Origin of the sequence: Marinospirillum sp. (genome assembly GCF_044810985.1) — a bacterium.
Taxonomy (GTDB): Bacteria; Pseudomonadota; Gammaproteobacteria; order Pseudomonadales; family Halomonadaceae; genus Marinospirillum.
In genome coordinates this window covers 1995107-2008413 of sequence record NZ_CP085242.1, presented here as the reverse complement: position 1 = coordinate 2008413, position 13307 = coordinate 1995107, and the positions used below count along the sequence as shown (strand labels likewise).

At 53.8% G+C, this 13307-nt stretch carries 9 protein-coding genes; 4 read left to right on the top strand and 5 right to left on the bottom strand.

What is annotated here, in order from left to right; translation table 11 throughout:
- Positions 1 to 30 precede the first annotated feature (30 nt).
- From LG323_RS09435 to LG323_RS09415, 5 genes are all read right to left on the bottom strand, one after another.
- Positions 31 to 1947, bottom strand: coding sequence for a beta-ketoacyl synthase (locus LG323_RS09435; RefSeq protein WP_404415320.1), 1917 nt, complete (start codon positions 1945 to 1947; stop codon positions 31 to 33).
- Positions 1948 to 2059: 112 nt separating this feature from the next.
- Complete coding sequence (locus LG323_RS09430) at positions 2060 to 4144, bottom strand: LuxR C-terminal-related transcriptional regulator (RefSeq protein ID WP_404415318.1); 2085 nt, start codon at positions 4142 to 4144, stop codon at positions 2060 to 2062.
- A gap of 71 nt (positions 4145 to 4215) precedes the next feature.
- Complete coding sequence (locus LG323_RS09425) at positions 4216 to 5556, bottom strand: DUF1329 domain-containing protein (RefSeq protein ID WP_310695257.1); 1341 nt, start codon at positions 5554 to 5556, stop codon at positions 4216 to 4218.
- A 38-nt stretch (positions 5557 to 5594) separates the two neighbouring features.
- The gene (locus tag LG323_RS09420; RefSeq protein ID WP_404415315.1) at positions 5595 to 7592 is read right to left on the bottom strand and encodes a DUF1302 domain-containing protein; all 1998 of its coding nucleotides are present in this window, start codon (positions 7590 to 7592) and stop codon (positions 5595 to 5597) included.
- Between the two features lie 190 nt (positions 7593 to 7782).
- Positions 7783 to 9453 carry an isovaleryl-CoA dehydrogenase gene (locus LG323_RS09415; protein WP_404415312.1) on the bottom strand — a complete coding sequence of 557 codons (1671 nt, stop codon included), beginning with the start codon at positions 9451 to 9453 and terminating at the stop codon, positions 7783 to 7785.
- Between the two features lie 187 nt (positions 9454 to 9640).
- Between LG323_RS09415 and LG323_RS09410 the strand changes: the two genes are divergently transcribed.
- The 4 genes from LG323_RS09410 to LG323_RS09395 are packed head-to-tail and all read left to right on the top strand — an operon-like array spanning position 9641 to position 12782.
- On the top strand, positions 9641 to 10408 hold the full coding sequence (locus LG323_RS09410; protein ID WP_404415309.1) for a ParA family protein: 768 nt from the start codon (positions 9641 to 9643) through the stop codon (positions 10406 to 10408).
- Entirely contained in the window at positions 10401 to 11075 is a 675-nt protein-coding gene (locus LG323_RS09405) for a tRNA (guanine(46)-N(7))-methyltransferase TrmB (protein WP_404415306.1), read from the top strand. The genes LG323_RS09410 and LG323_RS09405 overlap by 8 nt, the downstream gene beginning before the upstream one ends.
- Before the next feature lie 5 nt (positions 11076 to 11080).
- Positions 11081 to 12010 carry a bile acid:sodium symporter family protein gene (locus LG323_RS09400; RefSeq protein ID WP_404415304.1) on the top strand — a complete coding sequence of 310 codons (930 nt, stop codon included), beginning with the start codon at positions 11081 to 11083 and terminating at the stop codon, positions 12008 to 12010.
- Entirely contained in the window at positions 12000 to 12782 is a 783-nt protein-coding gene (locus tag LG323_RS09395; protein WP_404415301.1) for a tRNA-uridine aminocarboxypropyltransferase, read from the top strand. Before LG323_RS09400 ends, LG323_RS09395 begins: the two co-directional genes overlap by 11 nt.
- Positions 12783 to 13307: the final 525 nt, after the last annotated feature.

The window sequence follows — 13307 nt, the reverse complement described above, 5'->3', positions numbered from 1 at the left end:
GGTGCTCCTAAGTAATAAGTGATCAAACAATCATTCAAACATATCAGTGAAAGGGTTTCTCAGATTAAGGTTAACCTTTTGTGAATAGCCGGGTATTTCCAGGCTGTCACCCGTCAGGGTTAACTCTTCCCCTTCCAGAACCTGTTCGCCAAACTGGTAGGTCAGCTTAAAGCTGCCGGACAAGAACCGATCTTCATGCTGAGCACTGGCCTGCAAGGTTTCTTCCAGCTTGCCGGCATGTTTTTGCATGGCAGCCTTGCCGTGGCGTTTTTCCAGCATGGCCTGGGTAACACTGGGTGACAGCATCAAAGCGCTGGCGTTGTTGCCTCCAAAGCCCTTGGCGTTGATCAGGGCCATATCCATGGCCTGGGTTCCGGTTTCACGGTGCTGATTGGACAAGAACAAATGGGAGTCATGGAGGTCATTAGCAAAACCCTCCTGAACAGTGGTAATGCCGGGTAACCAGCCTTCAGACCAGTTGCCCAGTGCCGCCATGAACTGGTCGCCCCCGGCTGTACCCTGGGAGTGCCCCACAAAAGCCTTGATTGCAGCCACCGGCCAGCTTTGAATGCCCATGGATTTGGCGACTTCATTGAGAACATGGGATTCAGTGACCCGGTTTTTGGGGGTGCTGGTGCCATGCGCATGCACATAACTGCGTTCCTGCAGAGCCTTTTCACCCAGAAGACTGCGGCCCAGTGCAGCGGCCTTGGCCAGGGTCAGATAATTGCCGATACCCGGAGCGGAAATGGAGCGCTTGTAGCCATCGGCATTGGCAAAAACTTCCGGCACACTGCCCAGTACCTGGGCACCCAGCTCAACAGCCAGGCTGTCATCAACCAGCAGGGTGAACTGGCCGGACTCGGCAATCGTGAAGCCACAGTTATTGCCAAAGGGGCGACAGGCACGTCGATAATGTTCACTGCCCAGTTGTTCCAGGTTATCCAGAGCTTTCAGGCTGGCATCATCGGCCAGAGCACCCATGGCGCGGAAGCCTTCAATAATCTCCGGTGTTACGGGAGCATCAGCCGTGCCCACCAGGGCAACGCGTAAACGCCCTGAACGTATGGCATTGGTGGCGGCCTGCAGGTTGTACAAAAAGGTCGCACAGGCGCCCAGCAAACCCGTGGACTGACCAATATTACCCAGGACATAGGCATTGATGAAATCGGCTGTCATCTGGGCGTAGCCCAGGGGCATTTGTTTGGAGCTGGTGCGCTTGCCGGTGACCGGGCTTTGCAGTAAACCGCCCCAGCCTTCCTGATCCAGTTGACCGATAGAGTTGCTGGCAAAGACACCGATCTGGTCAGGACTGACTTTACCGGCAATCTGCTGCCAGGGCAGGCCAATTTGCCCAAGAAGATCAGAAGCACCAAAGACGGCCATTTGCAGAGCACGGGGATGGTTGGCACTGCGATAGTGGGCACCCGGCTTAAAGCCGGTGGGCAGCATGCCTGCGGATTGCACCAGTGCTTCCTTGGGCGTGGACAGGATGGCGGCAAACGGCTGGTTAACCGTGACTTCGACCTCGTTGCCGGGCAGGTCCGCTACAGACCACCCCGTGGGTAAGGGCTCAGGAAGATGACGACGACGCAGCCGGAACTGGATGGGGCTTTCGCCCGGCTTGATTTCCAGGTTGCGGGTTGCCGGGTGAGCATGCACATCAAACCAGTCGGGATGGATGCGGCGGATCAGACTGGAATCCAGCAACTGTTGGCGATAACGGGCCACCAGTGCCTCGCTGGAGAGCTGGCCTTCCGGGGTGCGCCATTGGTTATCGGCAACCCGATAAGCCAGCCCCGTCAGGCTGGCCAGGGATAACAGGGTTGTCTGTTGTTGTGTGTCGGGAAGTTGGCCCAGCAACAGGCGGCGAAATGCGTGATGACCGGAGGTTCGTCCTGCTGGGCTGACACCGCCCATGCCGATAATTACAGGAAGGTGTGACAAAAGCTTATCCTCTGACTTATGACGCGGGCTCACTGGCCCAGCCCAAGTAATGTTAATCGTTGCCGGTATCTTAACACTGCTCAGCATTGCGGGCTATGCCAAGGGTGCGGTCTTACAGCAGTCGCAGCTCACGGGCACGGGTGACGGCCTGGGTTCTTGAGCGAACCCCGAGTTTTTTCATGAGGTGTTTCAAGTGGCTTTTCACGGTGTGCAGGGAAATAAACAGACGCCGCCCGATTTCCTGGTTGGAAAGCCCCTCCGCAACCAACAGCAGCACCTCTTGTTCGCGGCTCGACAGCTTGTCAATCAAAGGTAAAAAAAGTCGAGAGCCGGGTTGCTGGCCGGATGCCTGGAGGCTGGTTGCAAAGTGCAACAGGTCAGAACCGGGAGCCAGCAGCTCAATCACTTCATCCAGCAAAGGCTCCAGCCGGGTGTTGTCAATAAGGAAAGGCAGACGGTGCTGGTCGGGTTCAGCTACAAGCAATGTCTCCTGAAGCTGGTCAAGAGCCGGGGTTTTCTGACGGTTGGCGGCCAGAGCCAGGGCATATTGAACCTTGAGATGAAGGCAGGTCGGAGCTGCCGGATAGTCGGATGGTTTGTTCAACAAGGATTCTATTATTTTCAGTGCTGAACCGGGCTTGTGGTTCAGCAGCAAGGCCTGACTGTAGGCCAGATGCACTTCCAGCTGAACGGGAGTGCGAGCCGGGAATTGGTTGGACAGCTGGGCCAGCCAGGTTAAAGCCAGTTCCTGTTTGCCTTCCTGCAGCCAGAGCCGGGTTTTCAGTAAAGTGATGGCAGCCTGCCAGCCACGGTCAATCAGCTTTTCCGTCAATATTAGCTGCTCGGCTTCATCGAGGGTGGTGAAGGCACTGGAGGTGTGTCTCTGGTGTATCAATACAGCAGCCAGCAAGAGCAAACCCTGCATGAAGGTTTCCGGATGGGAGTCACCGCTGAGCAGAAGCGTGGTGTTCAGTAACTCCAGGCAGTGATCCAATTCACCCTGATGCCAGCTGGTTTTTGCTGCAAGCAGTTGCTGCATGGCCTGCAATTCAAGTGAAAGGTCCGGGCTGTTCAGTCTCTGTGAGGACAGGTGTTTTCGTGCAAGCTGCAGATGCCCCTTGTGGATCTCCAGAAAGGCCAGATCCAAATCCAGCCAGGCCAGAAGTTCTGTATTGCTCTGAGCGGCCGCCAACTCCCGCGCTTCGCGATTATATCCCCGGGCGGCTTTGGGCTGCCCCAGGAGACAGTGATTCCAGGTCAGTTGGTGCAATGTCTGCAGCTGTGCCGTGATTTCAGTTTCGTGAAGGCTGGCAAAACGGGTCAAGAGGTCAGCAACAGCTTTCTCTGAAGGCTGTTCGGGATGGGGCCACACAGGCAATGTCCAGGTACTTACGGAAGCATCCGTTTTCTGGCCCGGCGGATGAACCAGTCCCTCGTTTTCCATCCAACGGGTTAGCTGTTGTTCATCCAGTTTCAGGGCGGCAGGCCAGCCTTGGGTTTTCTGGTGGATTTGCGCCTTTTCACGCCAGGTGATTTCCGGGTGGATGGTTTGGCAGAAGCGGCTGGTTTCCAGAGGTGTGAAAGCAAGATCCCGGGCATTCAAGAGCAGCAGTTGATCCTGGAGCTGCAGATGAGCCAGTTTAATGGCAGGCTGTTTTTGTCCGGCAAGAATAAAGCGCAGCTGATCCGGCCGGTTATCCAGAAGGCATTCAATCAGGGCGGCTGGCAGAGGAGAATTCAGCCAGTGAGCCTGATCAATAACCAGCCAGCAGGGTTGTTTGATCTGGGTGTTGAGTTCAGCCAGCAGGGGAAGCAGCCCGTCTTCAATATCCAGTCCGGAGCCTTCAGTGAGTGCCTGGTCAAATTTCTTCAGACAGCTTTCACCCAGGTCGGGGGAGGTGCCCGGCAACTGGCGCAGTGCCATAATCAGATACAGAGCAAAGCGCTGGATATCGCTGTCCTTGGCATCCAGATTGAGCCAGCAGAAGGCAGCCTGGTGGTGAGCCAGCCACTGTTGTATCAAGAGTGTTTTGCCATACCCGGTGGGAGCTTCAAGCAGCAAGAAAGGTTTGGGGTTGTCGGTGATAGTGTCCAGCAAACGGGGGCGTGCCAGCTGTTTGGCTGGCAAGGGGGGTGGTTGTAGCTTTGCTGCCAAAAGGCCACCCTGATGGGTGGCCTGAGTGCTGAATCTGGACATTACTGACCCTTGCAACTGAACCAACCACTTAAGTTAAGGCAGCTGGTTCCCTGAAGCAAGGGTAAAAGAGCTTAGCGCCCTCCAGAGCGACGCAGTGCAGCAGGTGAGAAACTGCTGGCACGGGCGTCATAATCCCAGTTGTAGCCACGGGTATCATTGATCAGGCCGGAAACGATGTAACGGTTGTTGACCAGATCATAGATGGTTTCCGCAGCGTACCAGGGCACATCCACATCGTGGAACTGCACTGTATGACCTTCGGATACACGCCAGAGGTTGTTGCGTCCATCAAACTGATCGACATGAGCCAGTTGGTAGGTGTCCTCATCAAAGTACATCACGCGCTTGTTGTAGATGTGGCGCTGACCGTCACGCAGGGTGCCTTCAACCTTCCAGACGCGATGCAGCTCATAGCGCAGATGGTCAGGGTTCAGGTGACCGGCCTGAATGATGTCTTCATTGCTCAGATCGGTATTGAGCAGCGGGTAGGCATTGTAGGGAATGTACATTTCCTGTTTGCCGACCAGCTTCCACTCATAACGGTCAGGTGCACCATTGAAGACGTCCAGGCCATCGGAAGTGCGCTGACCATCAGCGGCTGTACCCGGTCCGTCGTAGGCCACCTGGGGGGCACGCCGAACACGGCGCTGACCGGCGTTATAAATCCAGGCGCGACGTGGTTCTTTTACCTGGTTCATGGTTTCCTGAACCAGCAGGACGGTGCCGGAAAGGCGTGCCGGAGCCGTAACGGACTGCAGGAAATGGAAAAGCGTGTTTTCTTCCGGGTCAGCAATGAACATGAATTCTTCATTGATGGTGACCGGAGTGAAATCGCCATCTGCCTGAGGCGTTGCCAGAGTCACTTCACGTTCGGCCCCTTCACCCCGATAGCGGGTGGAGTGATTCCAGACCAGCTCGACACCGGAGTCCGGCTTGGGAAAGGGAGTGACTTCCGAAAAGTTTTCCACACCATTGCCATTGTCCACCAGCTGCGCTGTCGAGGCGTTTTCTTTTACCTTGGCATAGACGCTGTCCGGAAAAGCCGCAGTGCGGTGCGTGGGGTAAACCGGAATCCGAAAGGTATCCGGGTAGGTTTCCAGCATCGCAATCTGGCCGGGGGCCAGGCGATCTTCATACTGCTGATAATTGTCAGCAGTAATCACATAGAGGGGCTCTTCATCGGCAAAAGGGTTGCCGTAGCCTTCACGCCAGTTGCCCGGCCCTTCCTGCAAGCCACCATCCCACGCAGGAATACGACCATCATCGCTGCCGGCCCGCTCAGCGCCCATGGGGGTCAGCTCACTGCCGCCCAGTTCGGCAGCCTGCAAGCTGGTGGCCAGCAGACCCGCCGCCACCAGGGCAGCGGCCAGGCCGGAAAGTTTCAGTGGATGTTGTTTTGTCATGCTCTTCATAAAAGTCACCTTGTTCTTGTTTGTTGTCTGCCGGTCGATTAGTAATTCATGCCAACACTCAGGCTAACAAAATCCCGGTCATCCAGATCCCAGTAGTCGGTATCAAAATAGGAGGTGTAACTGAGGTTGCCAAAGAAGGTGTTCATATACTCAGCGCCCAGAGCCGTACCCATAATCATCCGGCCTTCATAAAACTGGCTGCCGGGTTCAGGGCCGTAGCCGCTCACATCATGACTCCAGGACAGGCTGGGCTTGAGCTTGAGACCACCCACCAGGGCGTTGTTGTACTCCAGCTGAGCAAGAAGGCGATAGCCCCAGGAAAGCTCGGTTACATAGCCATTGTCGGCGTGAACCACATCTGCATTGAAGTCAGTAGGGTTAATATCCGACGGATTATCAGTGGAGTCACCCATAATCCCGTAGGTGGATGAGCGACCAAAGCGCATCTCGCTGGTATCGGGTAGATCATTGACATAGGTAAAGCCAACTTCACCAATCAGGCGTAGATTGTCGGCAGCCAGTACTCGGTTGATATCGTGAATAAAGGTAGACTGGAATTGATAAACATCAAATTCACGGTAACCTTTTTGTTCACCTGTTCCAATATCTTGAACACCTGAAGGTAAATATAGGTAAGAGGCAGCAGCTGATTTCGCATTTTGTGCGAAAGCATCACCGGACCCCAGTATTTGTAAAGCTTCAGCTTCGCTGTTAATGCCAAGATTGGCTGAAATACCCCGAGCCAAAACATCAAAGGCGTTGATTTGAATCGGTGTATCCGGACGATAGGTGAATTCTCCTGACCATGCAGTACCTGAGGGGAGCAGGGTTGAATAACTGAGGCCAAAGATTTTTTGATCTTCAGGAAACTCAACTTGGTATTGAGTTGGCTGATTGTCAGGATCACTATAATGGGCAAATTGAGTTGACCCATTAGTACTAAAGTTTACATCTGGAAGGATGCCTCCGGCCAAAGGTAGGCGACTGTGTACATTTTGGAAATAGGCTCCAAATTCAGTGCCATTTAATTGCTCTGCATACCACTTAAATGCGATACCATATTGCCCTGTGCCATCAGGCTCTTTGTCTGGAGCACGCTCAGAGTAGGCTGTTGCCGGGCCAAGAGATGTGCCCATTTGGAACTGTGCATTCGCCAGGTTTTGTTCAGTTTCACTTGCATTAAAATAAACCGGCCCACAACCTTCGGCACCAAAGTCATTGTTGGAGAAGAAGGTGCCGCAGGCATCGGCACGGGTTCTTTCCCATTCCAGCTGATAGTAACCTTCCAGGGTGAGGTTGCCCATTTCATCCAGTGCCAGAGAGCCGGACAGCATATTGACCGGTAACAGAGCATCACGAATGGCAGCACCGGGACGGCGCAAAGCTGGAACATCTACAGGGTTGGCTGCGTTTTGCCCGCCCTGGATAAAGGTGCTTTCACCCCAGTTGAGTACATGGCGACCAAAAACAAGCTGAGCCGGACGGTTAGCGACATCAAACTCGCCCCAGACATAGGCATTCATCAGCTCGACACCACTTTGGGCATCGTCGTAAGCGGTGGTGTCTTCCCAGTCATCCACCATGTCAGCATTATTTGGAGAGCCACTCTGTTCATTCAGGGCATGATCGTACCAGTAACGAAAACTCAGGTTGGCACCCATATTGCGCCATTGGTCATGTTTCAGGCTGAGTTCATGGCTGCCGGTGACCACCTGGGAGATGGCATCCCCCTGGTCAAAATTCATATTGCCATCATCGGTGTTATTGGTTTGGCTACCCTGATAAGAAGGGTTGCTGCTTGATACAGGAGCCATCGAGCCATTGGCTGGCGAGCTTTTTCCTTGGGCACCTAGTGTACCTTTGGAAATATAGTCATCATTTCTTTCTTCGGCTCGCCAACTGGAACCGACGGAAATTTTGGAGTCGACCTGAAGTCGGAAGTCGCCCATTTCAAAGTTGGCAGCGTGGGCCTGAAAGGAAAGCCCGCTGACAGCCAAGGCCAACAGGCTCAGGCGGGGGAGATTGGAACGGCTCATAAGTACACCTCTTTGCTTTTGTTGTTATGCAACTGCCCGGCAAGAAAAGTATCTAAACAGGCGTTTGATTTTTGTTCTCTAAGTCTGGTCTTGCTCTTATCCGGGGGCTATCACCCTTAAGAGTGAATTTTCAAACGCTATAGGTTTTACATATCGGGCAGTGTGTAGAGAGGTAACACTGCTGGGTTGATTAATCAGTTCCAGGTGTGGCCCGGTCAATAATGGCACGGCAGTCCACGCCCTTCGGCAGGTTGCCGTAGTTGAGGCCGGCGCTGGCCGTCAGACGGCTGGCGCAGAAGGCATCGGCCAGATAACCGGGGCTGCTGCGTATCAAGAGGGAGGCTTGCATGGCCAGGGCAAGGCGATCCACCAGGTTTCTGGCGCGATATTCCAATTGCTCCGTGTCCTGCAAATCCTGCTGTAACTGCTTGACGAAATAATCCAGTTGTTTGTTCTGACCCTGGGCCTGCAGCACTTCTTGCATATAGATATCCAGGCAGGCGGGTTCTTTGTGCACGGCTCGTAACACATCCAGGCACTGGATGTTGCCGCTGCCTTCCCAGATGGAATTGACCGGGGACTCCCGGAAAAGTCTGGGCATAATGTGATTTTCCATGACACCACTGCCGCCTATCACTTCCATGGCTTCGTAAGCATGGTTGGGGGTGCGCTTGCAGATCCAGTATTTGCCAATGGCTCTGGCCAGGCGCAGTAATGCCTGCTCTTCCTTGTTGTCTGTTTGATCCAGGGCGCGTGACAGGCGCAGAGTAAAGGCCAGGGCCGCTTCACTTTCCAGGGCCAGGTCGGCCAGCAGATTTTGCATCAGGGGTTGACGGTTCAGAAGGTTGCCGAAGGCCTGACGGTGGGCGGCATGGTGCAAAGCCTGAAGGGTGGCCTGCCGCATACCGGCAGAAGAACCGATCATGCAGTCGTAACGGGTCATGGACACCATTTCAATGATATTGCGAACGCCCTTGCCTTCTTCACCCAGCATCCAGGCCAGTGCACCGCGAAGTTCGGTTTCGCTGGAGGCATTCGCCACATTGCCCATTTTGTTTTTGAGCTGCTGGATTTGCAGTGGATTCTTGCTGCCATCCGGCCGCCAACGCGGCAGTAGAAAACAGCTTAAACCACCGGGCGCTTGAGCCAGGACCAGAAAGCCATCACTCATGGGTGCGGAAACAAAATACTTGTGACCCACCAACTCATAAGCCTGACCTGCGCCCTCCTGACCCAGGGGATAGGCGCGGGTGGTGTTGCTGCGCACATCCGAGCCACCCTGCTTTTCAGTCATTGCCATGCCCAGAGTGATGCCCGTTTTTTGCTCAAAAGGCCGATTATCTGGGTCGTACTGATGGCTGAAGAGCTTTTCAATCCAGGGCTGGGTTACATCCTTCTGCTTCAGGAGAGTGGGCAGGGCCGCAAAACTCATGGTGATAGGGCAGCCGTGAGCGGCTTCCACCTGGGCGTGAAGATAGTATTTCGCGGCACGGGCGACATGAGCACCGGGCCGGGGATGAGACCAGGGAGAGGCCTGTAAGCCTTCCTGGATCGCTTGATTCATCAGCTGGTGATAAGCCGGATGAAAGCGCACCCGGTCGACTCGTTCGCCACGCCGGTCATGGGTTTCCAGCTGGGGTGGGTGTTCGTTGGCATCAAACCCCAATTGAATCATTTCTTCTGAACCGGTGATTTTGCCATAGCGGGTCAGGTCAGCTTTTGCCCAGTCGGCGCCCTCACGCTTGAGGCGTTCCTGCAGGGCGGCATCCTGCAGAAAACTATTGTAGTTCACCAGCAACGGCGGCTGATTTTCCACCTTGTGGGTCACTGCCATAAAGGAAGGGGTTGTTGCTGAGCTCATCTTGGAACCTCAACTTTGTTGTTATTGGAAATCGGCCTACCTAAGTGTGGTTGGCTGCCTGCTGGCCAGCTATCCCTCTAAAGAGGGAGATTTCAAACACGGATAAATGATAGTAAGGCCACCTGGCTTTTAGTAAGATCTACACGGATGAATTTCAGGGTAATTTTAGAGCTGGAGATGACAACGAATGCGTAGAGTAGTGTTCAACCAGAAAGGCGGCGTGGGCAAAAGCAGTATTGCCTGCAATCTGGCGGCTATCAGTGCAGCGAAAGGCCAGCCAACCCTGGTGATCGATCTCGATCCTCAGGGAAACAGCACGCATTACCTGTCCGGCCAGCCTGCCCAGGCACTGGAAGGCAGCATGTTTGACTTCTTCGAGCAGTCACTCACGCTTGGAGGTGGCCGCAAATCCATTGCTGAACTGGTGCACCCCACGCCTTTTGAAAATCTCTATGTGTTGGCAGCACACCCCGAGCTGGAAAGTCTGGAAGCCAAGCTGGAATCCCGCTATAAAATCTACAAGCTGAAAGAAGCTCTGGATGGCTTGAGTGAGACCTACCCGGAAATCTGGATTGATACCCCGCCTGCCTTGAATTTCTTTTCCCGCTCCGCCTTGATTGCTGCTGAAAAATGCCTGATTCCCTTTGATTGCGATGCCTTTTCCCGACAGGCCCTTTACTCTTTGCAGGATGCAATTGATGAACTCAAAGCAGACCACAATGAAGGCTTGGAAATTGAAGGCATCGTGGTCAACCAGTTCAATGCCCAGGCGCGTTTACCCCGCCAGTTGATTGAAGAGCTGAAGTCGGAAGGCCACCCGGTACTGCCTGTGCATCTGGCGACTTCTGTAAAAATGCGGGAATCTCACCAGGTCTCCAAACCTCTGCATCACTACGCACCCAAGCACAAGCTGACCCAACAATTCCGCGACCTGTATGAGTTGTTGCATGCCTGACAAAGGTTGCTCGCGGGCGGTTATCAGCAATCAGCAGGGCGTGCATGAAAGCCTCCTGGCGGTAGTGGAAAAACACCGGGAATACCCCTTCCAAAAGCCCTTTGCTGATTTTAACCGTCAGGCCTTTGCTACCGCTGAGGCGGCCTGGCAGGCACACGGTGGCCCGTTAATTCTGGATTCCTGCTGTGGTGTGGGTGCCAGCACCCGTACTCTGGCCAGGCAGTTTCCTGAACATTTTGTCCTGGGTGTGGATCGCTCGGCTGATCGTTTGCAGCGTAACCTGGGCGAGCTGCCTGAGAATGCCTTTCTGGTTCGGGCGGATCTGGCGGACTTCTGGCGACTGGCCGAAGCAGCGGGCTGGCAGCCTGAATACCATTTTTTGCTTTACCCCAACCCCTGCCCCAAGAAAAAAGACCTGAAGCAGCGCTGGCATGGCCACCCGGTTTTCCCCAGCCTGGTGGCCTTGGGTGGACTGTTGGAAAGTCGCAGTAACTGGCTGCTTTACTTGCAGGAAATGCAGCAGGCCCTTCAGGTTTTTGGAATTGCTGCCGAAATCAAGCCTCTGGTTACGGATGACCCCTTAACCCCCTTTGAAAGAAAATACAGCCTCAGCGGTCAGGCTTTGTGGTTGCTGCAGGCCAACTTGAATCAACTTGCCACGGGATGACGAGAATGAAAAAACTACTCAAAAAAACCAACCAGATGTTTCCGGTCTGGGCGCTGCTCTTTGCTGCTGCCGCCTACTTCCACCCGCCCCTGTTCAATCATTACGCTGACTATATTCTCTATTTGCTGGCCGCGATCATGTTCTTTATGGGCCTGACGCTGGTGCCGGCCGACTTTGTACGGGTATTCAAACGCCCGGACAAGGTGCTGCTGGGAACCGGCATCCAGTTTCTGCTTATGCCTCTTGTTGCCTGGCTGTTGTCCAAAGGGTTGTTGCTGGGCCCTGAAATGACTGCCGGTATGGTGCTGGTCGGTGCCACGGCAGGCGGTACTGCCTCCAATGTCATGGTTTATCTGGCCGGTGGCAGGGTGGCCCTGTCTGTGACCATGACACTCTTTTCCACCCTCGTTGCCATCGCAGCAACCCCTCTTTTGACCCAGCTTTATGTGGGTCAATCTCTGGATGTCCCCGTAATCGACATGATGAAAACCATCGCCTGGGTGGTTTTGCTTCCGGTGTTGGCCGGTGTGGTCATCAACCGCTTTATGGAGCGCTTTCTGCGCAGGAATGAAATCTGGTTGGCGACCCTCTCCATGCTGGGGGTTGTCCTGGTCATAGCCATCGTGGTCAGCCTCAATCAGGGCAGTATTGCCAGCTTGGGGCCGGTGCTGGCGCTGGCGGTGATACTGCACAATGTCACCGGTCTGGCGGCGGGTTATTACGGTGCCAAACTGCTGAAATGTGATGAACGTGAATGTCGTACCATCGCCATAGAGGTGGGTATGCAGAATTCCGGATTGGCGGCAGGTCTGGCGGCTAAATATTTCGGGGTGGCTTCCGCCTTGCCCGGTGCGATTTTCAGCGTGTGGCACAACATTTCCGGTGCTATCCTTGCCGGCCACTGGAAACGAGTTAGAGTCAAAGATGGCAGCTGATACAGCCCACAAACCCCTTTCTGCATTTGAACAGGAGGTTCGGCGCATTGCTGAATCTCCTGAACGCTTTGAATACCCACGCCGACCTTTCACCGCCCGAGGCAGCTTTATCCGCCGCTGTGAAGGTTGTCGTATGCCCAGGGATTTCTGCATTTGCCGCTATCGCACGGAAACTCACTCAAACGCTGAGTTCTGGGTGCTGATGCATATCGAGGAAGTGAACAAGCCCACCAACACCGCCCGCCTGATCGGCGATACTCTGCCTTCAACCCGTGTTTTCCCTTGGCAGCGCATGAAACCGCCGCAGGAATTCGTTGAGCTGTTAAAGGAGGAGCGCTACCAGCCTTTTATTATCTTCCCGGACGACCAGCCGGATTATCAACACCGGGTGGTGCAGAACTATCCAGCCGCCAGAGAAGGGCATGAGAAAAAAACACCGGTTTTTATTCTGCTGGATGGCACCTGGCGGCAGGCCCGCAAAATGTTTCGTCAGAGTGAGTACCTGCAGGATCTGCCCGTCCTGCCGGTCAGAAGCAGTCGTAAAACCCGTTACCAACTGCGCAAACCGGCCTCCGAGTCCCACCTGTGTACTGCAGAAGTCGGTATCGAATTACTGGAAATGGCCGGAGATCAGGAAGCAGCCCAGGTTCTGGAAAACTATTTTGCTGTTTTCAATCAGGGCTACGCTGCGGCCCGCCGTCAGAAACAGGCCGACCTCAGCGAAGCCATGCAGTGGTTACTGGATTACCAGCAGAAAAATTGCAAAATTTAGGTTGAATAAATATTGGACAGTGAGTAAATATAGGATGGCTTGTATCAGTTTTGACATGAAAGAGGAGGCGCAGGACAAAATCGTCACTAATCTTTACCTTTGTTCAACTGGATTGAAACTATCAAAGTGATGTGAAATGCCAAGAATGCATGAGCATGACAATTTATTCTTCTAAAACAGTTGGTTAAAGCATGGATGGGTGAAAGATCAGAAATAAATCAGTTAATGGGTGGAAATGCAATCGTGTTCGTATAAAATCCACTCTTTAGCTGGCAAGATTGGATGTTGGTCAATTATCTTACTTAAAGCTCCTTGCGAAGCTGTAGCCCTCTAGCGTCGAGCTTATATTCGGCTCGGAGATGGTTTGCTGAATTTGGTGTTGTGAGGGAGGCGGTCTTGATTGAAACAAGGGCTGATGCGGAAGCAGTAAGTTTGATAACAAAAGTCTGCAAAATCAAACAATATGTTGCATGGCTAAGGGTCGCGCTTTTTTTATTTAAAAGTTAAGCGTTAGTTGCAAATTAT

Coding starts and splice junctions, on each gene's coding strand:
- LG323_RS09430 (WP_404415318.1), bottom strand. CDS start 4,144: ATGTCCAGATTCAGCACTCAGGCCACCCATCAGGGTGGCCTTTTGGCA.
- LG323_RS09425 (WP_310695257.1), bottom strand. CDS start 5,556: ATGAAGAGCATGACAAAACAACATCCACTGAAACTTTCCGGCCTGGCC.
- LG323_RS09420 (WP_404415315.1), bottom strand. CDS start 7,592: ATGAGCCGTTCCAATCTCCCCCGCCTGAGCCTGTTGGCCTTGGCTGTC.
- LG323_RS09415 (WP_404415312.1), bottom strand. CDS start 9,453: ATGAGCTCAGCAACAACCCCTTCCTTTATGGCAGTGACCCACAAGGTG.
- LG323_RS09410 (WP_404415309.1), top strand. CDS start 9,641: ATGCGTAGAGTAGTGTTCAACCAGAAAGGCGGCGTGGGCAAAAGCAGT.
- LG323_RS09405 (WP_404415306.1), top strand. CDS start 10,401: ATGCCTGACAAAGGTTGCTCGCGGGCGGTTATCAGCAATCAGCAGGGC.
- LG323_RS09400 (WP_404415304.1), top strand. CDS start 11,081: ATGAAAAAACTACTCAAAAAAACCAACCAGATGTTTCCGGTCTGGGCG.
- LG323_RS09395 (WP_404415301.1), top strand. CDS start 12,000: ATGGCAGCTGATACAGCCCACAAACCCCTTTCTGCATTTGAACAGGAG.